This window comes from Streptomyces sp. NPDC030840 (assembly GCF_055572015.1).
Window position 1 is genome coordinate 6,874 of record NZ_JBVIEE010000025.1, and the last position, 20,938, is coordinate 27,811.

Here is a 20,938-nt window from a genome sequence, read left to right on the forward strand (position 1 = left end):
GGGGCCAGGGCTGGCGTAACTCCCGCGGTGCGGGGGCCAGGGCTGGCGTAACTCCCGCGGTGCGGGGGCCAGGGCTGGCGTAACTCCCGCGGTGCGGGGGCCAGGGCTGGCGTAACTCCCGCGGTGCGGCGGGGACGGATCTCGCCCCCGCCGCCCCTACCCGCCCCATCCCCAGGGGCTCCGCCCCTTCGACCCCGCCAAGGGGCCTCGCCCCCTGGACCCCTGATCGGCCTGAACGGCCTTGTCCTCGAACGCCGGACGGGCTGTTCGGTGCCGTCGGCCGAACAAGTCGAACGACTTCTTCCAGGACCCGGCGCCGCAGCCGACGTTCACGTCGATTCCGGTGCGGGGGCCGGGGCTGGCCTAGTACCTCCTGTGCGGCGGGGGACTGGTTCGCCCCCGCCGCCCCTACCCGCCCCTTCCTCAGAGGCGCTGCCCCTTCGACCCCGCCAGGGGCACCGCCCCCGCACCGCTGGGGCCGCGCCCCAGACCCCTGTCGGCCGGACGGCCTCGTCCTCGGACGCCGGACGTGCCAGCCCGGCGCCGCCCTCCCCGAGCGGCAGCGGCAACGGCAACGGCAACGGCACTCGTGCGGCCCACACCCCGGAACATCCCCGCCGCCGAGATCGCTGTACGGGCATGAGCGAATACCGCATTGAGCACGACTCCATGGGTGAGGTCCAGGTCCCCGCGGACGCCAAGTGGCGGGCCCAGACCCAGCGCGCCGTCGAGAACTTCCCGATCTCCGGCCAGCGCATCGAGCGCGCCCACATCGAGGCCCTCGCCCGGATCAAGGGCGCCGCCGCCAAGGTGAACGCCGAGCTGGAAGTGCTCGACAAGGACGTCGCCCAGGCCATCCAGGAGGCCGCCGCCGAAGTCGCCGAGGGGCGCTGGGACGAGCACTTCCCGGTGGACGTGTTCCAGACCGGCTCCGGCACCTCGTCGAACATGAACACCAACGAGGTCATCGCCACCCTCGCCACCGAACGGCTCGGCCGGGACGTGCATCCCAACGACCACGTCAACGCCTCGCAGTCGTCCAACGACGTCTTTCCCTCGTCCATCCATATCGCCGCCACGGCCGCCGTCACCCACGACCTGATCCCGGCCCTGGAGCACCTCGCCGCCTCGCTGGAGCGCAAGTCCGATGAGTTCGCCGACGTCGTGAAGTCCGGCCGGACCCATCTCATGGACGCCACCCCCGTGACGCTGGGGCAGGAGTTCGGCGGGTACGCGGCCCAGATCCGGCACGGCGTCGAGCGGCTCCACTCCTCGCTCCCCCGCCTGGCCGAACTGCCCCTCGGCGGCACCGCCGTGGGCACCGGCATCAACACCCCGCCCGGTTTCTCCGCCGCCGTCATCGCTGAGATCGCGCGCGTCACGGGGCTGCCGCTCACCGAGGCCCGGGACCACTTCGAGGCGCAGGGCGCGCGGGACGGGGTCGTGGAGGCCAGCGGACAGCTGAGGACCATCGCCGTGTCCCTCACCAAGATCGCCAACGATCTGCGGTGGATGGCCTCCGGGCCGCGGACCGGGCTCGCGGAGATCTCGCTGCCCGACCTCCAGCCGGGGTCCTCGATCATGCCGGGCAAGGTCAACCCCGTGATCCCGGAAGCCGTCCTCATGGTCGCCGCCCAGGTCACCGGCAACGACGCCACCGTCGCAGCCGCCGGAGCCGCCGGCAACTTCGAGCTCAACGTGATGCTGCCGGTGATCGCGAAGAACGTACTGGAGTCCGTCCGGCTCCTCGCAGCCGTCTCGCGGCTGCTCGCCGACCGCACCGTCGACGGCATCGTCGCCCACCGCGAACGGGCCCGCGAGTACGCCGAGTCGTCGCCCTCCGTCGTCACCCCGCTGAACAAGTACATCGGGTACGAGGAGGCCGCGAAGGTGGCGAAGAAGTCGCTGGCGGAGCGGAAGACGATCCGTGAGGTGGTGCTCGAGAACGGATACGTGGAGCGGGGAGACCTCACCGTCGAGCAGTTGGACGAGGCACTGGATGTCCTGCGGATGACGCGGCCGTAACAAGGGACGACACCCCGGCAACCTCGCATGACGCACCCGTAACCGTTTTCCCGCCATGGCGTGAACCATCACGCGCGCAGCGGCGTCGTATGCCTGTGCCACCTAATATCTGTGCATGACGGACGATGAAGCGGTGAGACGAGTGGAAGAGGACGGACCGGCGGCGGGGCACTGGACGCCCGGGACTCAGATCCTGTGGCGGTACCGGGAGAACGCCGGCGAGCAGTTCCACATCGTGCGCCCCGTCACCGTCGTCCGGGACGACGACGAGTTGCTCGCCGTGTGGCTGGCGCCGGGCACGGAGTGCGTCAAGCCCGTGCTCGCCGACGGCACCCCGGTGCACGTCGAGCCGCTGGAGTCCCGCTACACCAAACCGCGGACCGTCCAGCGGGGCCGCTGGTTCGGCACGGGCGTGCTGAAGCTGTCCCGGCCCGGCGAGCCGTGGTCCGTGTGGCTGTTCTGGGAGCCGGGCTGGCAGTTCAAGAACTGGTACGTGAACCTGGAGGAGCCGCAGACCCGTTGGGAGCGCGGCGTGGACTCCCGGGACCACTTCCTGGACATCTCGGTGCGCCCGGACCGCAGTTGGGTCTGGCACGACGAGGACGAGTTCGCGCAGGCCCAGCGGGACGGGCTGATGGACGCGCAACTCGCCGAGCGGGTACGCGCGGCGGGCCGCTGCGCGGTGAAGGTGATCGAGGACTGGGGCCCGCCGTTCCCGGACGGCTGGCAGCACTGGCGCCCGCACCCCGGATGGGGCGTACCCTCCCTTCCGGACGACTGGGACCGCACTCCGGCGCACGCGTCACCATGAGACCCTTGATGCGCCCCCGGTGCAGAACCGTAGGATCGTCCTCCGCAAAGGAATTTCATGGGGGCAACTCCCGCAGGACGCACAGTGCTTGAACAGACGTCACCGAGGGGCGGCAGGACGTGATCAAGGGGTACGTGGGCCACACCGGTACGGGCCCAGGACGGCCGGTCAGGCCATCCGTGCGGCCGGTGCTGTGGGCCGCCGGGTCGGCCGGTACCGTCTGTGGCGCAGGAACTCCCTCCGGCCACGAGGGAATTCCGTTCCCGGGGCAAGTATTCCGGGTATCGGGATTCCTGCGGGCCGAAACAACGGGTTTGCTGTGTGCCGGACCCCACGCACGGCCCGCAGCCCCGGACGGATGGATTCGACACGCGTGACGGAGCACCCCACCTCCCACGAGCGCCCCCAGCCCGGCGCCAGCCCCGCGGACCCCCGCGGGGCGCTCCTGCGTACCCCGGAGGCACTGCCGATGCCGGCCACCGAACCGCTCCAGCTGCCGCCGTCCGCCGCTTTACCGGCTCAGGCGCGCACGGGGGACGCACCCTCCGATCCGGGTACGACCCCCTGCGCGAAGAGTTCCCAGGGCGCCTCCTCGGGCCCGGGCACCTCCGCGCCCGGCGACACCTCGGCGAACAGCGGCCCGGAGCACTCGCAGCCCGCCGCCACCGAGCCCGACCCGCACCGCCCGCGCCCCGCTCCGGAGAGCATCCCGGTCCAGCCGGGCGCCGAGCAGCCCGCGGGCGCGCCGGACGGCCAGGAGCGGCGTCTGGGCCAGGGACTGCCGCCGGGCAGCCCCATGCCCATGCGGCGGGACGGTGACCGGCTGCGGTTCGTGGGTGCGGCGACCCGGCGGATCGCCCGGGGCATCGACCTGGACGAGATCGTGATGGGTCTGTGCCGGGCCACCGTGCCGACGTTCTCGGACGCGATCCTGGTCTATCTGCGCGAGCCGCTGCCGGTCGGCGACGAGCGGCCCGTCGGTCCGCTCGTGCTGCGGCTGCGCCGCACCGACCGGATCCCCGCGGAGCGCGACACCGAGAACGGCTTCATGCCCGCGGTGCAGCAGGAGCCCGCCGATCTGTCGGCGGTCACGGCGGAGCTGTGCGAGGTACGGCCCGGTGGCGCGCTCGCCGAAGTCCTGCGGGGCGTGCGGCCGGTGTTCGCGGACGCTCCCGCGGCCCGCGACGCCCTGCCCGAGCTCATCGGCGAGGACAGCCCGTTCACGGTGCCCACGGGCCAGCGCGCCATCCTGGCGCCGCTGCGCGGCCGGCGCCGGGTGATCGGCGCGGCGCTGTTCCTGCGCCGCCCGGAGCGGATGGCGTTCGAACAGGACGACCTGCTGGTCGCCGCCCAGCTCGCCACGCACAGCGCGCTCGGCATCGACAAGGCGGTCCTGTACGGCCGCGAGGCGTACATCGCGGACGAGCTGCAGCGCACGATGCTGCCCGAGACCCTGCCGCGCCCCACGGGTGTACGGCTCGCGCACCGCTACCTCCCCGCGGCCGAGACCGCGCGGGTCGGCGGCGACTGGTACGACGCGATCCCGCTGCCCGGCAGCCGGGTCGCCCTGGTCGTGGGCGACGTCATGGGGCACTCCATGACGTCGGCGGCGATCATGGGCCAGCTGCGCACCACCGCGCAGACCCTGGCGGGGCTCGACCTGCCGCCTCAGGAGGTGCTGCACCACCTCGACGAGCAGGCCCAGCGCCTGGGCACCGACCGGATGGCGACCTGCCTGTACGCGGTGTACGACCCGGTCTCGCACCGGATCACCATCGCCAACGCCGGGCATCCGCCGCCGGTCCTGCTGCACCTGGGCGGGCGTGCCGAGGTGCTGCGGGTGCCGCCGGGCGCGCCGATCGGCGTGGGCGGGGTGGACTTCGAGGCGGTCGAGCTGGACGCGCCGGCCGGGGCCACGCTGCTGCTGTACACCGACGGTCTGGTCGAGTCGCGCCTGAGGGACGTGTGGACCGGCATAGAGCAGCTGCGCGAGAAGCTCGCCGCGACCGCGCAGCTGACCGGCCCGGACCATCCGCCGCCGCTGGAGGCCCTGTGCGACGAGGTGCTCGACATGCTCGGCCCGGGCGACCGGGACGACGACATCGCGCTGCTCGCCGCCCGCTTCGACGGGATCGCCCCCAGTGACGTCGCGTACTGGTTCCTGGAACCGGAGGAGATGGCTCCGGGTCGTGCCCGGCGGCTGGCGCGGCACGCGCTGTCCCGCTGGGGTCTTGAGGACCTGAGCGACTCGGTGGAGCTGCTGATCAGCGAGGTCGTGACCAACGCGGTGCGGTACGCCTCCCGGCCGGTCACGTTGCGGCTGCTGCGCACGGATGTGCTGCGCTGTGAGGTCACCGACGACGTGCCCCAGTTGCCGCGGCTGCGGCAGGCGCGTGCCACGGACGAGGGTGGTCGCGGACTGTTCCTGGTGAACAAGGTGGCCAGGAGGTGGGGCGCGACGCGGCTGTCCACCGGCAAGGTGGTCTGGTTCGAACTCGCGGTGCGTTCGGCCTCCTAGTGCCTTCCGCGGCACTGGTGCGGTGACCGCGCAGGCGCGGCGGGTGGGCCGAGCACGGTTGTGAGAGGGCGTCCGCCTCGGCGGGCGCCCTTCTCGCTTCGGATACGGGCGTCCCACGGACGGCTCAAAAGTGGTACCGCACGCTCCTCTGTTCGAGTGGCTGTCGGGGCCCTGACGCGCAGGGCGCGTTGCCCGGCGGAGTTCCGCTGCGTGGAATGACTCGCCAGTGCTCCGCAGACCGGGGGCACCCGCCGTCAACTCCTTGGAGGATCTATGCCCTGTTCCCCTGTCCGCCGCGCCGTGGCCGTGGCCAGCCTGACCGCCGTGTTCACGCTTCCCCTCTCCGCGTCGGCCTCGGCGGACGTCGGGGACGAGGACGTCGTGCGGGTCCGGTTCACCGGTGTCACCAAGGAGGACTCGCGCCCCCAGTTCGTCGAACCCGGTGCCAGCTGGGTCACCCACGAGCACCTGTACAGCCTGAAGAAGCGGTTCATCGGAGACGCCAGCGCCCGGTGCACCGCCTCCAAGGTCGAGGGGAGCCGGCTGACCAGCCAGTGCACGCGGGTGCTGCGTCTGAAGAAGGGAACCCTGACGCTCAGCGACATGATCACCCGCAAGTACCAGGACTCCCTCACCGGCCTGTTCGCCGACCCCCGCGCCGGCAAACCCGTCACCGCCAAGACCGCCATCGTGGGTGGCACGGGCATCTACAACGACGCCGAGGGAGAGGGCTACATCACCCTCGAGTCGGACCGGGTCCACTACGACCTCTACATCGATGACTGAGTCCGAGGAGGGGTACAAGGTGCGGCCTGGAGGTTCCGTGATCAGACCAGCTGTCCGCGGTGTCGTCATCACCGCTCTCGTCACCGCGATCGCCCTGCTGCCGACGTCGGCGCAGGCCGAGGGAACGGACAAGGACAACGACATCGAGAGGATCGAACTGACCGGCGTGCAGGCCGACGCGCCTCCCACGCGGATGGCGGTCGGGAACAGCTGGGTGGCCCAGCTGCATCTGTACGCGAAGAAGACGACGAAGGCCACGAAGGCGCCGCAGACCAAGAAGACGGCGAAGTCGGCGAAGACGTCGAAGGTGCAGAAGGCGACGAAGCAGTCGCGCACGACGTGGTGGCAGTACGCCGGTGACGGTGAGTCGGACTGCGCCGAAATCCGGGTCTCCGGAGACCGGGTGACCACCCAGTGCACGCGGGTCCTGCGCCTGAAGCGAGGGACGCTGACCCTCAGCGACATGATCACCTACCGCCCGCAGGAGCGCGTGACGGCCAAGACCGCCATCATCGGCGGTACCGGCCACTACCGCTCCGCCTACGGTGACGGCTACATCACCCTGGACGGCCGGTACGTCCACTTCGAGCTCAACGTCGACGAGTGACGGGCGGCATACCCCACCGGTGCGGAGACGCCGCCGCCCGCGGCGTCCGAGCACCGGCGCCCCACCCTTTCCGCCTCCTTCAGTCGATGCCGGAGGCGTTCTCGATGAGCCGGGTGAAAACGATGAGGACCCCCATGGCGGGAAGGAGGCTGGCCAGTGTCCACAGCACGAAGAACCCCGCTGCCGCACCCGCCGCCATATGCAGCGCCACAGGGGCGTCCTCGGAAATCCCCGCCACCACCAGGAGAGAAACAGTGGACAGGACACCCATGGCGACAATGGTGAAGAACGGCCACAGGTAATTCGTCATGGGCAGGATTCCGGCTTTTCTCGCCTTCTTGAGAAAAGTGTTGTCGCAGGCGCGTGTGATCATCGCCAGGATGGCGAACACGGATCCGATGATGACACCCACCATGGAGACGGCGACCCCCAGGACCTCCTCTATCGGCAGGTCGTCGTCATGGCCCAGCCACGCGCCTCCGGCAGCGCCGAGGACCGCGGCGACCGGCTCCCCCCACCATGACCTCCCCAGGCCGACATGCACGAGCCTCGTGAACTCCTTGAAGTACTTGTCCCCCAAGGTGCGCCCACTCGGCTCCTCGGGATACGAATGAAGGTCATCCCACTGTTTCCCGTTCATCAAAGCGCCGACCGCCACCATCGTTTCTGCGCTTTTCGGCCTCTACCACGGACCCATACGCACTCATGCCCCGAATGGCGTCGTACAGCGACGCGCACTGCTCCTCGGGAGACGAAACAACCGACTCCACCTTCGGAATGCCGGTGATGCTGTCCAGGAGAAGGCCACCCATCTCTGATTCACCTCGCATATGCACGCCGGATGGCGCCGCAGGAAAGGGACCTGGCACATGCGCACCACAATATGGCGGTTCCTGCGGATGGGCCCGTCATGGTGACATTTGGGTGAACACCTCACGCCGTGAACACCAACATCGGATGAACATCGGTGTCCGGCGAACGTCGCGGCCACGACCGGCTGGTCGTGGCCGCGACGGCGTCTACTGCCCGTTCTGTGGATCGTCCGGATCGCCCGGCAGTTCGATCTCCGGTGACGACGGTGTCCCGCCCGGCGCCGGGCTCGTCTGCCCGCTCGACGACGGTGTCGACTCCGGAGTCGTCTCCGGCGTGCTCTGCGGAGCGGACGTCGTCGGCTGCCTCGTGGTCGGCTCGTCCGACGGAGTCCTCGACGGCGTGTCGCTCGGCGTCGGCGTGAAGGTGGGCTGGACCGCCGCGCCCTGGTCGGTTTCCAGGTCGAACTTGGTGACCTTGCCCATCGCGCCGAAGGTGTACGCCGCCCAGATCTGCGCCGGGTAGCCACCGCCGTTGACGCGCCCCTTGCCCGGGAGCAGGCCCGTGGCGCCCTGCAGGGTGACCTGGGCGTGGGTCTTGGCGTCCTCACCGAACAGTCCGACCGAGGTGACCAGGTTCGGGGTGTAGCCGGTGAACCAGGCCGACTTGTTGTTGTCCGACGTACCGGTCTTGCCGGCGACCTGCTGGCCGTCGCGGGCCGGGTTGTCCCGCACCGACGCACGGGCCGTACCGTCGTCGACCACGCCGGTGAGTACCGAGGTGACCGTGTCGGCGGCCTCGCGGCTGATGACCTCTTCGCCGATCGGGTCCGGGAACTTGACCACGTGGTCCTTGTGTTCGGCCGACGCGACGACGGCCGGGGTGACCTTCCTGCCGTGGTTGTCGAGGGTGGCGTAGACGCCGGCCATCTCCAGCGGGCTCGCGCCCATGGTGCCGAGCGTCTGGGCGGGCACCGCCTGCTCGTTCTCGACGTCCATGCCGAGTTCGCCCGCGACCTTCATGACCTCGTCCATGCCGACGTCGACGCCCATCTGCGCGAAGACGGAGTTGATGGACTTGTTCATGGCGGTCTGGACGGTGACCGGGCCGTAGTTCTCGTCGTCCTCGTTCGGCGGGGCGAAGCCGACCTTGTTGCCGTCGCGGTCCACGACCGGCCGCTCGCTGGTGCCGTCGTAGATCGTCTTGGCGGTGATCGGTTTGTCGTCCTCGGTCGTGGCGCCCTCCTCCAGGGCCGCGGCCAGGATCAGCGGCTTGAAGGTGGAGGCGGGCTGGTAGTCGGTGCGCGTGGCGTTGTTGGTGAAGTGCTTGGTGTAGTCCACGCCGCCGTACATGGCGAGGACCTTGCCCGTCTTCGGGTCGACGGACACGGCACCGGCCTGGACGTCGCCGTCGACGGAGCGCTTCTTCGGGTCCAGCTTGCTGGTGAGGGTGTCCTTGACGGCCTTCTCCAGCAGGTTCTGCTTCTTCTTGTCGATGTTCAGCGTGATGGTCCAGCCGCCGGCGTCGACCATCGCCCGGGCGTCGTCCATGTCGCTGGCCGAGCCCTCGGCGACGAGTTGCTTCGCCAGCGCGTTGTTGGCCGCCTGAACCAGGTATCCGGTCTGGCCGTCGAGGCCCGGCGCGCCCTGGGGGTCCTTCGGCACGGGGAACTTCATGGCGTCGCGCTTGTCCGCGTCCAGCCACTTCTCCTCGACCATGTTGTTCAGGACGTAGTTCCAGCGCTGCTTGACCAGTTCCTTGCTGGTCTTGCTGGCGACCGCCCAGTCGTACTGGCTGGGGGCCTGGAGCAGCGCGGCGAGGTAGGCGCCCTGGGCGACGGTGAGCTTGCTGGCGTCCTTGCCGTAGTACGCCTGGGCGGCGGCCTGGATGCCGTAGGCGCCGCGGCCGTAGTAGCTGGTGTTGATGTAGCCCGCGAGGATGTAGTCCTTGGACTTCTGACGGTCCACCTTGAGCGAGATCACGAGCTCCTTGAGCTTGCGCGTGACCGTCTGGTCCTGGGTCAGGTAGTAGTTCTTGACGTACTGCTGGGTGATCGTCGAGCCGCCCTGCTTGCCCTTGCCGGACAGCGTGTTGATCAGGCCTCGGGCCGTGCCCTTCAGGTCGACGCCCGCGTCCCTGTAGAAGGACTTGTTCTCGGCCGCGACGAACGTGTACTGGACGCCCCGGGGGACCTGGTCGAGGTCGACGATCTCGCGGTTGACGTCGCCCTTGCGGGTGAGGGTCTTGCCGTCCGCGTACTTGTAGATGTTGCTCTGTTCCTCCGCGAGTGCGTTGCCCTTCGGGATGTCGATGGCCAGGTAGAGCACGATGAAGGCGCCCATGCCGAGCAGGCAGAGACCGAAGAACGTGCCGATGAGCTTCTTCCAGGTGAAGAAGCGGCGCATGCCGCCCGCCCTGGAGGGCTTGGAAGCGGCCGCCCTCCTGGCGGCCCTGGTGCCGGTCGCGCCGGTCGTGCCGGTCCCGACCGAACCGGAGGCGGCTGCCCTGGACGAGCGCTTGGGCGCCGCGCGGCGGCCACCGCGCTGTCGCGCTCTTCTCTCTTCCGCTCGTCCCATCGCGCTTCCTTCTCGTTTTCCTTCTCGTACGTCACTCGCGTGCGTCAACGGACAGCGTAGAAAGCTAACACCGCGACCTGTGACAAAGCTCCGTCGATCCCGGCTTTTCGGGACGTGACAATCAGCACCCGCCCCGTAGGAACCGACGTGCCAGCAGGGCGGAAGGTTGCCCCGCGGGCCCACGAGCACCGACGGGCCCAGTAGCAGAACCGTGACAATCGGCCGTGACCTGCGGGGTCGGAGCTCCGCGGCGGCATCTATACACGGCACGTATACGCGAGGTGTATACGCCGTGTGTACAGTGCTCCGCATGTCCATCGGTCACACACTCCTCGGGCTCCTGGAGTCCGGGCCCCGCCACGGTTACGACCTGAAGCGGGCCTTCGACGAGAAGTTCGGTCACGACCGGCCGCTGCACTACGGCCAGGTCTACTCGACGATGTCCCGGCTGCTCAAGAACGGCCTCGTCGAGGTCGAGGGCGTCGAGCCGGGCGAGGGCCCCGAACGGAAGCGGTACGCGATCACCGAGGCCGGCATCACCGATGTCCAGCGGTGGCTCGCCACCCCCGAGAAGCCCGAGCCGTACCTCCAGTCGACCCTCTACACCAAGGTCGTCCTGGCCCTGCTCACCCACCGGAACGCGGCCGACATCCTCGACAGCCAGCGTTCCGAGCACCTGCGCATGATGCGCATCCTCACCGACCGCAAACGCAAGGGCGATCTGGCGGACCAGCTGATCTGCGACCACGCCCTGTTCCACCTGGAGGCCGACCTGCGCTGGCTCGAACTCACCGCTGCCCGTCTCGACAAGCTCGCTCAGGCGGTGGTCCGATGACACCCCCCGGTTCCCTCCTCGTCGCGACCGACCTGCGCAAGGCCTACGGTCCGACCACGGCCCTCGACGGTGCCGAGTTCTCCATCCACCCCGGCGAGGTCGTCGCCGTGATGGGCCCCTCCGGCTCCGGCAAGTCGACCCTGCTGCACTGCCTCGCGGGGATCGTGACGCCCGACTCCGGGTCGATCACGTACAGCGGTCGCGAGATGGCCACCATGAACGACACCGAGCGCAGCGCGCTGCGGCGCAGCGAGTTCGGGTTCGTCTTCCAGTTCGGCCAGCTGGTGCCGGAACTGACCTGCGTGGAGAACGTCGCCCTGCCCCTGCGGCTGAACGGGACCTCCCGCAAGGAGGCCGAGCGCACCGCCCTGGCCTGGATGCAGCGCCTGGAGGTCGACGACCTCAAGGACAAGCGGCCCGGTGAGGTCTCCGGCGGCCAGGGCCAGCGGGTCGCCGTGGCCCGCGCGCTGGTGACGAACCCGCGCGTGCTGTTCGCCGACGAGCCCACCGGCGCGCTCGACTCGCTCAACGGCGAGCGCGTCATGGAACTGCTCACGGACGCCGCCCGGTCCACCAACGCGGCCGTCGTCCTGGTCACCCACGAGGCGCGGGTCGCCGCGTACTCGGACCGCGAGATCGTCGTACGGGACGGCAGGTCGCGGGACATGGAGCGGGCCATATGAGTGCGAGCCAGTGGCCTCGCGACCTGGCGATGGGCGTCAGGTTCGCCCTCGCCGGGGGCCGCGAGGGGTGGGTGCGCGCCGTGCTCACCGCGGTCGGGGTGGGACTCGGGGTGGCGCTGCTGCTGCTCACCGCGGCGCTGCCGAACGCCCTGGCCACGCGGGACGACCGCGACGACGCCCGGGACGACATCGGTCTCGTCTACCACGACGAGACCCGCACGTTGAAGCCGTCCGACAAGACCCTGGTCGTCGCCAACAGCGACACCACGTACCGGGGCACGGTCGTCCGTGGGCGGCTGCTGGAGCCCGAGGGACCACGGGCGCCGCGGCCTCCGGGGGTGGAAAAGCTCCCCGCGAAGGGCGAGATGGTCGTCTCCCCCGCGCTCGCCGAGCTGCTGAAGTCGGACGACGGGAAGCTGCTGCGGGAGCGGCTGCCGTACCGCGTCGCCGGCACCATCGACGAGGCCGGGCTGGTCGGCCCGGGCGAACTCTCCTACTTCGCGGGCGCCGACGGGCTGGTGAAGCTGATCAACGGCGCGACCGTGGGCCGCATCGACGGCTTCGGGAAGGTGACGGACCAGAGCGGCGGGGAGGAGATGGACCCGATCCTGCTGCTGCTCGTCCTGGTCGTGCTCGTGGTGCTGCTGATGCCGGTCGCCGTCTTCATCGCCGCGGCCGTACGGTTCGGCGGCGAGCGGCGCGACCGCAGGCTCGCGGCGCTCCGGCTGGTCGGCGCCGACGGCAGGATGACGCGCCGGATCGCCGCGGGCGAGGCTGTCGCCGGGTCGGTCCTTGGGCTGGCGTTCGGCACCGTGTTCTTCCTGGTCCTCCGTCAGCTCGCGGGATCGGTCGACCTGTTCGGCTTCAGTGTCTTCCCGAGCTATCTCAACCCCTCCCCCGCGCTCGTCGCGCTGATCGCCGTCGCCGTCCCGGCGTCCGCCGTCCTCGTCACGCTTCTCGCCCTGCGCGGCGTCGTCATCGAACCGCTCGGTGTGGTCCGCACGGCCAAGCCGCCCCGGCGCAGGCTGTGGTGGCGGCTGCTCCTGCCGCTGGGTGGTCTCGTGCTGCTCTACCCGATGATCGGCCAGGGCGCGGACAACGGGAACTTCAACGAGTACATGGTCACCGGCGGTGTCGTCCTGCTGCTCGTCGGTATCACGGCGCTGCTGCCGTGGGTCGTCGAGGCGTTCGTCGCACGCATGGGCTCCGGCTCGGTGTCCTGGCAACTCGCCGTACGCAGACTGCAGTTGAGCAGCGGCTCCGCGGCCCGCATGGTGAACGGCATCGCGGTCGCGGTGGCCGGCGCGATCGCCCTGCAGATGCTGTTCGCGGGGGTCGAGGACGAGTACACGAAGTCGACGGGACTGGACACCAGCCGTGCCGATCTGCAGATCACCCTGACGCACGCCGTCGGGGAGACAGCCGCCCAGGAAAAGCTCGACCGGACCAGGGGCGTACAGGACGCCGTGGCGGTCAGCAGGGGCTGGATCGGTGACAAGCGCTCGGAGCCGGACCGGTTCGGGGACGTCACCGTCGGCGGCTGCGCGGCCCTGCGGGAGATGGCGAATCTCCCCGCCTGCCGTGACGGTGACGTCTTCGTCCTGCCGTTCTCGGACGGCACGTATCCGGTGAAGCTCGCCAAGCCCGGCAACACGGTCTACTTCGACCCGTCCTACGACTCCGACCGGGGCAAGGAGATCGCCTGGACGCTGCCGGGTGAGCTGAAGAAGGCCCAGACGCGCGAGGACTCCCTGCGCGACGAGAACTACGAGCTGGCGGACGACATCGTGGGACTGCTGGTCACTCCGTCCGCCCTGCCCGATGAGGTCAACCCCGCGCTCGAGGGCACCGCCTACGTACGCCTCGATCCCTCGGTGCCGGACGCGACCGACCGGGTGCGGAACACGGCGGCCGCGATCGATCCGCTGGCGTCCGTCTGGAGCTGGACGTCGACCGAGCGCTCCGGCCAGTACGACTCCATCCGCACCGGCCTGTTCGTCGGCGCGGCCTGCGTACTCTTCCTCATCGGCGCGAGCCTTCTGGTGTCCCAGCTGGAGCAGCTGCGCGAGCGCAAGAAGCTGCTGTCGGCCCTGGTCGCCTTCGGCACCCGGCGCCGTACGCTGAGCCTGTCGGTGCTGTGGCAGACCGCGATCCCCATCGCGCTGGGCCTTCTCCTCGCCTCCGTCGTGGGTCTGGCCCTGGGTGCGGTGCTGCTGAAGATGACGGCCGTCCCGGTGACCGTGGACTGGGCGAGCGTGCTGTCGATGACGGGCGTCGGCGCGGGTGTCGTCGCGGTGGTCACGCTGCTCAGCCTGCCGCCGCTGCTGCGCCTGATGCGGCCGGACGGGCTGCGCACGGAGTAGCCGCGAAGGCGATGTACGGCGAGGGCCCCCTCCGCCCCGGAGGGGGCCCTCACACGCGCGCTCACAGCGTGTGGGCCTGCACCACCCGCCGCGCCTGGGCGAAGAGCATGCCCACGTTCACCGACTTGCGGCAGACGACCACGGCCACCACGTCCTGCTGGTCGTTCATGCGGATGAACAGATGGGTGAGGTTGTCGCTGTTGACGAGGATCTCCTGGAAGAAGTGCTGGTCGCTGGTGACGCCCCGGCGCTCCTTGAACACGTCCTCGATCATCACGACCGTACGGCCCTGGAAGAGGTCGAGGGTGGCGCCGGCGAGCAGGTCGAGGACCTCCGGCGGATGGCTCTCGACCGTCTCGTACGACAGCAGCATCCCGGTCGACATGTCGACCACTCCGGAGGCGACGCAGTCGGGGGTCTCGCTGCGCAGTGCTTTGACCAGGCTCATCACCTGGTCGGAGAAGGAAGACGTCATGCGCTTGGTCGCCATCCCCTCACACCGCCCCGACCGCGGGTGCGGGCTCGTGCCCGGCACCGGTCGCCGTCAGGATCGCATCGATGCGGGCAAGGGCCGGGCGGGCTTCCTCGTGCAGCCGGTCCACGTCGACGCCCTCGTCGCCCAGGACCACCAGCAACGCGGTCTCCCCCACCGCGTAGAAGGCGGCGCAGCCCCGGCTGCCGTGGGTCACCGTCTGGCGCAGGATGCCGCGCCCGGTCGCCTCCGCCGTGCGGTGGGCGAGCCCGAGTCCCGCGGCGGCGATCGCGGCGAGGCCCTCCGGGTCGATCCCGCCGGCGGTGTCGGCCGCGATGAGCAGTCCGTCTGCGGCGGCCACCGCCGTGTCGGTGACGCCGGTGACCTGCTCGCGCAGGCCCCGCATCTCCCTGGTCAAAGCCTCGTGATCCATGTGCGTGAACTCCCTGACGTGTCCGTGGTTCTCCGTGGTCTCCGTGTGCGGAGCCGTGTCCGTGTCCGTCTCCCTGTCCGTCTTCCTGTCCGTCAGGTGCCGGAGTCCGGGGTGAAGATGCGGTGCCGCAGACGGAAGAACCCTTTCCAGCTCGCCGCGCCGCTCTTCGTCGCGGCGAGAGTCTCGTTGATGCCACTGGCCCCCGGCTCGCGCCGGGGGAGCTTGCTGGGTTTGTCGAGCCGTACGGCTGCCGCCGGTGCCGTGGGCGCGGAACGGGGCGCCTCGGGGCGCGGGGGTGTCTCCGGTTCCGTGGGTGCGTCCTGGCGTACGGGGCTCAGGGCGCCCGTGGGCGGCGTGCGGACCGGGAACGGCAGGACCACCGGCGGGGTGTCCTCGCAGCGCAGGAGGCCCTCGGCGAGCATGCGGGCGAGTTCGACGGTGACGGGGTAGACCCCGCGGCCGGTGGCGAAGGCGAGGTCGCGGGCGGTGCGGCGGCCGTCGGCGTGGGTGAGGATCTCCCGCCGGGCGGACGGCAGCCGGGGGTCGTCCGCGTCGGCTCCGGGCGCGGGGAGGGGCCGTTCGCGGTCGGGCAGGACCGGGCAGGGCAGCGCGGAGAGCGCGATGAGCTTGCGGGTCGCCTCCTGGAGCAGCCGCAGCGGGCTCTCACCGACCGCGACCGGCGCGACGGGGCCGGCGCCGGACGGCTCGGCGAGGGGTTCGACGCCGTCCACGCGGCCCGCGACGACCGCGAACACCGCGTCCTGCAACGCCATCATGCGGACCACCCGCAGCTGGGCGGCGCCGGCGTACCCGTGCGCGACCAGTCCCCCCTCGGGCCAGCGACCGGCCCCCGGCTCGCGCAGCAGCCCGTCCCACTGCTCGCCGCTGATCCGCCCCGAGCGCAGCAGCAGCGCCTCGGGGCCGGGCGCGCCCGGGCTCTCGACGGCGACGACGAGCCCGCCCCGGAGGTGGAAGGCGCCACCGGGTTTCCCCGTCACCCGGAGCTCCCCGGTGGCCACGTCCCGCCCGCACTCCGCGAGGGTCCGTGACAGCAGGCCGTACCCGGCCCGGTCGAGGGATATCCGACGGTCCGCCATCACTCCCCTTGACCTGTCGCACACACGCCTGACGTGTAACTCCGAGGGGGTAGGTGTAGCAGCCGGGGAGCGCCTCGCGGCGGGAGTCTCGCTCCCTGCCGTTACCTGACGGAAGATGAAGGGTACGGCCGCCGAATGGTCTCTGTTCGAGTGCACATGTGACCGAATGCGGGGCGGTTTCTTGCGGCCGTTCCCGAGGGGGGAGGATGTCCGGCATGTCACTCGACTCCCTCAAGTCCTCGCTACCGGACTACGCCGAGGACCTGCGCCGGAACCTCGAGTCGGTCATCGGCGGTTCCGGCCTTCCCGCTCAGCGGCTGTGGGGGACGGTGCTGGCGACGGCGATCGCCTCGCGCTCGACGCTCGTGCTGCGTGAGCTGGCGCCGGAGGCGAGGGCCCACCTGTCACCGGAGGCGTACACGGCGGCAAGGTCCGCCGCCGCGACGATGACGATGAGCAACGTCTTCCACCGCACACGGCATCTGCTGTCGGACCCGGCGTACGGCACGCTGCGGGCGGGGCTCCGCATGAACGTCCTCGGCGATCCCGGTGTCGACAGGGCCGACTTCGAGCTGTGGTCCCTCGCCGTCTCCGCCGTCAACGGCTGCGGGGTGTGCCTCGACTCCCACGAGCAGGCCCTGCGCAAGGCCGGTATCGACCGCGAGACCGTCCAGGAGGCCGTCAGGATCGCGTCGGTCGTCCAGGCGGCCGGGGTGACGCTGGAGGCGGAGGCGGTCCTGGGCGAGTAGCCCGCGGCCTCGTCCTCAAGCGCCGGACGGGCTGGATTGTCCAGCCCCTCCGGCGCTTGAGGAGCGGGGCCCGGGGCGCAGCCCCGAGCCGGGTCGAAGGGGCAGCGCCCCTGGGGACCGGACGGGTAGGGGCGGCGGGGGCGATCAGCACGCCAGGGGCGACGTCACTTCTGCCCGCCGCCCGTGTCGCCCGGTGGTGGCGCCTCCTGTGCCGTGCCCGCCGCCGTGGCTCCCCGTGGCTGCGGCGCGTACCGGAGGGACGCCTCGCGGGAGTGGACCCGCAGATAGCCGACGACCGTGTTCGTCACCGCCGCCAGCGGGACCGCGACCACCGCTCCCCCGATGCCGGCGACCATGCCGCCGGCCGCGACGGCCAGGACGACCGCCAGCGGGTGGACGCGGACCGCCCGCCCCAGGATGAACGGCTGCAGGATGTGCCCCTCGATCTGCTGGACGGCCAGCACGACCGCCAGCGTCATCACCGCGGTGAAGACGCCCTGCGTCACCAGCGCCACGACCACCGCCAGGGCGCCGGAGACCACCGCACCCACCAGCGGGATGAACGAGAAGAGGAAGATGAAGACGGCCAGCGGCACCGCCATCGGCACGTCGAGGAAGTAGATGCCCAGGCCGATGAAGATGGCGTCGATCAGGGCCACCATCACCGTGCCGCGCACATAGGACGTCAGGGTGCGCCAGGCCCGCGGACCCGCTCCGGCCACCCCGGGCCGTGCCGCCTCCGGCACCAGCTTCAGGGTCCACTTCCAGATCCGATCACCGTCGTACAGCAGGAAGAGGGTGCAGAACATCGTCAGGAGGATCCCGGTCAGGGCCTCCACGATGACCGTCACACCCTCCAGGCCGGCGGAGGTGATCTCCTCGGTGTTGCTGCTGATCGCCTCGCGCAGGTTCTTGGCGATGTCGTTGATCTGGTCCTCGGTGACGTGGAACGGGCTGTTGAGCAGCCAGCGGCGCAACTCGTCGATGCCGTCCTGGATCTGGTCGGAGAGGTTGTCGATGTTCTCCATGACCTGCCAGGTCACGAACCATCCGATCAGGCCCATCACCACGAAGCCGAGGATCGCCGTCAGCGCCGTGGCCACGCCGCGCGGCACTCCGTGGCGGCGCAGCCGGGCGACCGCCGGCTGCAGCAGGGCCGTGATGAGGAGCGCCGAGACGAACGCCAGCACCACCAGCTGGACGGCGCTGATGACCCGCATCAGGACCCAGAGGGTGCCCGCGAGGACGAGCAGCCGCCACCCGGCCTCGGCCGCGACCCGCATCCCCCAGGGGACCGCCTCGGCGGGATGCGGGCGGGCCATGACGGAGGGTGCGTAAGAGGGCGGCGCCGGGACGTACTCGGGCGGCTGGGCCTCCGCCCAGGGGGAGGTTCCGGCGGTCTCGGAGCCCCTCGGCTCCTCGGAGTCCGACGCGTCGGCGTCGCGGGCCTCGGCCTCCGCGCGACGGCGCTCCAGCTCCTGACCCCATCCGGTCAGTCCGGCGCCGAGTCGGCCGAGCCACTTGGGCACTCGCGACATGATCCGCCTTCTCCCCCGTTCCTCTTCCGCCCCGGTGACTCCCCCGGAATCGCCGCTCCGACCGTACATGGCCCGAGCCCCTCACCAAAGGACGGTGAGGGGCTCGGGAAGGTTGAGCGGCCCACGGGTGCCCGGGGGCTCAGCGGCGGCTCAGTACCAGTTGTTGGCCTGCCAGAACGACCACGCCTCGCACGGGCTGCCGTAGCGGGACTCCATGTAGTTGAGGCCCCACTTGATCTGGGTCGCCGGGTTGGTCTGCCAGTCGGAACCGGCGGACGCCATCTTGGTGCCGGGCAGTGCCTGGAACAGACCGTAGGCGCCCGAGGAGGCGTTGACGGCCTTGTAGTTCCAGCTGGACTCGTGGTCCACGATGTTGCTGAAGCAGGTCCACTGGTCGGCGGCCACCACCTGCTTGGCCATCGCCTGGATCTCCGCGATGGTGTAGGTCTTGGAGGAGCTGCCGACGAGCGACGAGACATCGCGGCTCGCGGAGCGGCTGGCCGCTTCCTTGGCCTTGCGCTCGGCCTCCGCCTTCTCGGCGGCCTTCTGCTTGGCGATCGCGTCCTCGGCGGCCTTCTTGCGGGCCGTCTCCTCCGCGTCCTTCCGGGCGGTGGCGTCCGCGGCGATGGCCTGTGCGTCGGCCTGCTGCGTCAGTGACGCCGTCTGCACCTGGGCCTGCTGGCCCATGGGTATGTCCGAGAGGAGAGTCGCGTCGCTTGCTGTCGTCTCGGCGTCGACGTTCTGAGCGGTGCTGCCCGAGGCAACACCAACGACGCTTCCGACAGCGGTGACCGCGGTGGCCGAGGCCACTGCGAATCCCCGGACCGAAATCCGGCTCACACGGTTTCCTTCCAGCATCGCCCGCTTCGGTGACCCTGGCGGACGCAATCGTGCCCCTGGCACTGGCCTCCCAACTGCGGGGTCACGGGAGGCGCGGGCCCGGTGGGCAACTCCCTTGCGGGGAGCGCCGCGTGGTGCTCGGGCGGCATACGACGACGCTATGGAGTTGATCCTGGTGCTTCTGTTGTTCCGTACCGCTGGGGGTACAGGTGTGTCGTATGCGGGGCCTGACAGGAGTGAGACTCTGCCGTAACCGGACGCGGCATGGCAATTCTGAGTTGCGTGTGAAAGCTCACACCCTGTTTGCGCTGCGGGATTCCAGGAAAGCCGCACACGCCGAGCGCCGCCCAGCTAGGCTCATGGCCTTTGCTGAACGGCGCCAACCAGCGAGTAGCTACCTGAAGTTGAGCACTCCGGTCAGATCTGCCCGTCCTCCAGCATTTCGGTCACCAGGGCAGCAATCTGGGACCTTTCGGACCGCGTCAGCGTGACGTGAGCGAAGAGCGGATGCCCCTTCAGCTTCTCCACGACGGCGACGACACCGTCGTACCGGCCGACCCGCAGATTGTCCCGCTGGGCGACGTCGTGGGTGAGGACCACCCGTGAATTCGCGCCGATGCGGGACAGAACGGTCAGCAGGACGTTCCGCTCCAGGGACTGGGCCTCGTCCACGATCACGAACGCGTCATGGAGAGAGCGACCGCGGATGTGCGTGAGCGGAAGCACCTCCAGCATGCCGCGCGCGGTGACCTCCTCGATGACCTCGCGGGACGTGACCGCCGAGAGGGTGTCGAAGACCGCCTGCGCCCAGGGGCTCATCTTCTCGGCCTCGGTGCCCGGCAGATAGCCCAGCTCCTGCCCGCCCACCGCGTACAGCGGCCGGAAGACCATCACCTTCTGGTGCTGACGGCGCTCGAGGACGGCCTCCAGACCCGCGCACAGCGCCAGCGCCGACTTGCCGGTGCCGGCCCGGCCGCCCATCGACACGATGCCGACGTCCGGGTCGAGCAGCAGGTCGAGCGCGATCCGCTGCTCGGCGCTGCGGCCCTTGATGCCGAAGGCCTCCCGGTCGCCGCGCACGAGGCGGACATTGCCCTCGGCAGTCACCCGGCCCAACGCCTTGCCGCGCTCGGACTGGATGGTCAGGCCCGTGTGCACGGGGAGGTCGGCGGCCTCGGGGACGTACGCGTGCCCCTCTTCGAAGAGGATGTCCACCTGCTCGCCGGCCAGGGTCAGTTCGGACATTCCGGTCCAGCCGGAGGAGTCCGTGATGGCGAGCTCCGCGCGGTACTCCTCGGCAAGGAGGCCGACGGAGGACGCCTTGATCCTGAGCGGGAGGTCCTTCGAGACGACGGTGACGTCGTACCCCTCGGCCTGCAGGTTGCGGGCGACCGCGAGGATGCGGGAGTCGTTGTCCCCCAAGCGGTAGCCGGACGGCAGGACGCTGGGGTCCGAGTGGTTGAGCTCGACACGGACCGTGCCGCCGAGGTCCCCGGTCGGAATGGGGGCGTCGAGGCGACCGTACTTCACCCGGAACTCGTCGAGCAGGCGGAGGGCCTGCCGGGCGAAGTAGCCGAGCTCCGGATGGTGCCGCTTGGCCTCCAGCTCCGTCACCACGACGATCGGGAGCACGACCTCGTGCTCGTCGAAGCGGTTCAGGGCGTTCGGGTCGGCCAGCAGGACGCTGGTGTCGAGAACGTAGGTGCGCCGGTCTGGCTTATGGCGCTTTGTGCTGGTCACCACGGAAGGACGTACCCCCTCGGATGAGGTCGGGGAGCGACGGAGTGGAGCTGGA

General features: G+C 70.3%; 17 protein-coding genes. 9 read left to right on the forward strand and 8 right to left on the reverse strand.

The window, feature by feature from the left end:
* Positions 1-639: 639 nt before the first annotated feature.
* From ACZ49J_RS37030 to ACZ49J_RS37050, 5 genes are all read left to right on the forward strand, one after another.
* Positions 640-2,025 (forward strand): class II fumarate hydratase, encoded by a 1,386-nt coding sequence (locus ACZ49J_RS37030; protein ID WP_467457222.1) that lies wholly within the window; start codon positions 640-642, stop codon positions 2,023-2,025.
* A gap of 115 nt (positions 2,026-2,140) precedes the next feature.
* Positions 2,141-2,836 carry a cytidylyl-2-hydroxypropylphosphonate hydrolase gene (gene fomD / locus ACZ49J_RS37035; RefSeq protein ID WP_467457221.1) on the forward strand — a complete coding sequence of 232 codons (696 nt, stop codon included), beginning with the start codon at positions 2,141-2,143 and terminating at the stop codon, positions 2,834-2,836.
* Between the two features lie 358 nt (positions 2,837-3,194).
* A complete protein-coding gene (locus ACZ49J_RS37040; RefSeq protein WP_467457219.1) occupies positions 3,195-5,354 on the forward strand; it encodes an ATP-binding SpoIIE family protein phosphatase in 2,160 nt (719 codons plus the stop codon).
* 273 nt (positions 5,355-5,627) lie between these two features.
* Positions 5,628-6,140, forward strand: a complete 513-nt coding sequence (locus ACZ49J_RS37045) for a hypothetical protein (protein WP_467457217.1) — start codon at positions 5,628-5,630, stop codon at positions 6,138-6,140.
* Between the two features lie 37 nt (positions 6,141-6,177).
* Positions 6,178-6,747, forward strand: coding sequence for a hypothetical protein (locus ACZ49J_RS37050; RefSeq protein WP_467457216.1), 570 nt, complete (start codon positions 6,178-6,180; stop codon positions 6,745-6,747).
* Between the two features lie 79 nt (positions 6,748-6,826).
* Here the strand turns inward: ACZ49J_RS37050 and ACZ49J_RS37055 are convergent, their stop codons facing one another.
* A complete protein-coding gene (locus ACZ49J_RS37055; RefSeq protein ID WP_467457215.1) occupies positions 6,827-7,408 on the reverse strand; it encodes a hypothetical protein in 582 nt (193 codons plus the stop codon).
* A 358-nt stretch (positions 7,409-7,766) separates the two neighbouring features.
* Positions 7,767-10,133, reverse strand: a complete 2,367-nt coding sequence (locus tag ACZ49J_RS37060) for a transglycosylase domain-containing protein (protein ID WP_467457214.1) — start codon at positions 10,131-10,133, stop codon at positions 7,767-7,769.
* 310 nt (positions 10,134-10,443) lie between these two features.
* On the opposite strand from ACZ49J_RS37060, the gene ACZ49J_RS37065 reads away from it, so the two are divergent.
* Genes ACZ49J_RS37065 through ACZ49J_RS37075 form a run of 3 tightly spaced genes read left to right on the forward strand, consistent with a single transcriptional unit; the run spans position 10,444 to position 14,014 of the window.
* Complete coding sequence (locus ACZ49J_RS37065) at positions 10,444-10,968, forward strand: PadR family transcriptional regulator (protein WP_467457213.1); 525 nt, start codon at positions 10,444-10,446, stop codon at positions 10,966-10,968.
* Complete coding sequence (locus ACZ49J_RS37070; protein ID WP_467457212.1) at positions 10,965-11,651, forward strand: ABC transporter ATP-binding protein; 687 nt, start codon at positions 10,965-10,967, stop codon at positions 11,649-11,651. The genes ACZ49J_RS37065 and ACZ49J_RS37070 overlap by 4 nt, the downstream gene beginning before the upstream one ends.
* Positions 11,648-14,014 carry an ABC transporter permease gene (locus ACZ49J_RS37075; RefSeq protein ID WP_467457210.1) on the forward strand — a complete coding sequence of 789 codons (2,367 nt, stop codon included), beginning with the start codon at positions 11,648-11,650 and terminating at the stop codon, positions 14,012-14,014. Before ACZ49J_RS37070 ends, ACZ49J_RS37075 begins: the two co-directional genes overlap by 4 nt.
* Positions 14,015-14,075: 61 nt before the next feature.
* On the opposite strand, the gene ACZ49J_RS37080 is transcribed toward ACZ49J_RS37075, so the two are convergent.
* The 3 genes from ACZ49J_RS37080 to ACZ49J_RS37090 form a co-directional block, all read right to left on the reverse strand.
* Positions 14,076-14,504, reverse strand: a complete 429-nt coding sequence (locus tag ACZ49J_RS37080) for a hypothetical protein (protein WP_467457208.1) — start codon at positions 14,502-14,504, stop codon at positions 14,076-14,078.
* A gap of 4 nt (positions 14,505-14,508) precedes the next feature.
* Positions 14,509-14,919 (reverse strand): roadblock/LC7 domain-containing protein, encoded by a 411-nt coding sequence (locus ACZ49J_RS37085; protein ID WP_467457206.1) that lies wholly within the window; start codon positions 14,917-14,919, stop codon positions 14,509-14,511.
* Positions 14,920-15,011: 92 nt separating this feature from the next.
* Positions 15,012-16,016 (reverse strand): MarR family transcriptional regulator, encoded by a 1,005-nt coding sequence (locus ACZ49J_RS37090; protein ID WP_467457205.1) that lies wholly within the window; start codon positions 16,014-16,016, stop codon positions 15,012-15,014.
* 215 nt (positions 16,017-16,231) lie between these two features.
* On the opposite strand from ACZ49J_RS37090, the gene ahpD reads away from it, so the two are divergent.
* Entirely contained in the window at positions 16,232-16,765 is a 534-nt protein-coding gene (gene ahpD / locus ACZ49J_RS37095; RefSeq protein ID WP_467457204.1) for an alkylhydroperoxidase, AhpD family, read from the forward strand.
* A gap of 164 nt (positions 16,766-16,929) precedes the next feature.
* On the opposite strand, the gene ACZ49J_RS37100 is transcribed toward ahpD, so the two are convergent.
* The 3 genes from ACZ49J_RS37100 to ACZ49J_RS37110 form a co-directional block, all read right to left on the reverse strand.
* Positions 16,930-18,303 carry an AI-2E family transporter gene (locus ACZ49J_RS37100; protein ID WP_467457203.1) on the reverse strand — a complete coding sequence of 458 codons (1,374 nt, stop codon included), beginning with the start codon at positions 18,301-18,303 and terminating at the stop codon, positions 16,930-16,932.
* A gap of 150 nt (positions 18,304-18,453) precedes the next feature.
* Complete coding sequence (locus tag ACZ49J_RS37105) at positions 18,454-19,143, reverse strand: aggregation-promoting factor C-terminal-like domain-containing protein (RefSeq protein WP_467457201.1); 690 nt, start codon at positions 19,141-19,143, stop codon at positions 18,454-18,456.
* Positions 19,144-19,560: 417 nt separating this feature from the next.
* Complete coding sequence (locus tag ACZ49J_RS37110) at positions 19,561-20,886, reverse strand: PhoH family protein (RefSeq protein ID WP_467457200.1); 1,326 nt, start codon at positions 20,884-20,886, stop codon at positions 19,561-19,563.
* Between the last annotated feature and the right edge of the window lie 52 nt (positions 20,887-20,938).

What these genes read in the sequence shown, in the direction of transcription:
- ACZ49J_RS37030 (WP_467457222.1), top strand. Translation starts at nt 640, where the DNA reads ATGAGCGAATACCGCATTGAGCACGACTCCATGGGTGAGGTCCAGGTC.
- fomD (WP_467457221.1), top strand. Translation starts at nt 2,141, where the DNA reads ATGACGGACGATGAAGCGGTGAGACGAGTGGAAGAGGACGGACCGGCG.
- ACZ49J_RS37040 (WP_467457219.1), top strand. Translation starts at nt 3,195, where the DNA reads ATGGATTCGACACGCGTGACGGAGCACCCCACCTCCCACGAGCGCCCC.
- ACZ49J_RS37045 (WP_467457217.1), top strand. Translation starts at nt 5,628, where the DNA reads ATGCCCTGTTCCCCTGTCCGCCGCGCCGTGGCCGTGGCCAGCCTGACC.
- ACZ49J_RS37055 (WP_467457215.1), bottom strand. Translation starts at nt 7,408, where the DNA reads ATGGTGGCGGTCGGCGCTTTGATGAACGGGAAACAGTGGGATGACCTT.
- ACZ49J_RS37060 (WP_467457214.1), bottom strand. Translation starts at nt 10,133, where the DNA reads ATGGGACGAGCGGAAGAGAGAAGAGCGCGACAGCGCGGTGGCCGCCGC.
- ACZ49J_RS37065 (WP_467457213.1), top strand. Translation starts at nt 10,444, where the DNA reads ATGTCCATCGGTCACACACTCCTCGGGCTCCTGGAGTCCGGGCCCCGC.
- ACZ49J_RS37070 (WP_467457212.1), top strand. Translation starts at nt 10,965, where the DNA reads ATGACACCCCCCGGTTCCCTCCTCGTCGCGACCGACCTGCGCAAGGCC.
- ACZ49J_RS37075 (WP_467457210.1), top strand. Translation starts at nt 11,648, where the DNA reads ATGAGTGCGAGCCAGTGGCCTCGCGACCTGGCGATGGGCGTCAGGTTC.
- ACZ49J_RS37080 (WP_467457208.1), bottom strand. Translation starts at nt 14,504, where the DNA reads ATGGCGACCAAGCGCATGACGTCTTCCTTCTCCGACCAGGTGATGAGC.
- ACZ49J_RS37085 (WP_467457206.1), bottom strand. Translation starts at nt 14,919, where the DNA reads ATGGATCACGAGGCTTTGACCAGGGAGATGCGGGGCCTGCGCGAGCAG.
- ACZ49J_RS37090 (WP_467457205.1), bottom strand. Translation starts at nt 16,016, where the DNA reads ATGGCGGACCGTCGGATATCCCTCGACCGGGCCGGGTACGGCCTGCTG.
- ahpD (WP_467457204.1), top strand. Translation starts at nt 16,232, where the DNA reads ATGTCACTCGACTCCCTCAAGTCCTCGCTACCGGACTACGCCGAGGAC.
- ACZ49J_RS37100 (WP_467457203.1), bottom strand. Translation starts at nt 18,303, where the DNA reads ATGTCGCGAGTGCCCAAGTGGCTCGGCCGACTCGGCGCCGGACTGACC.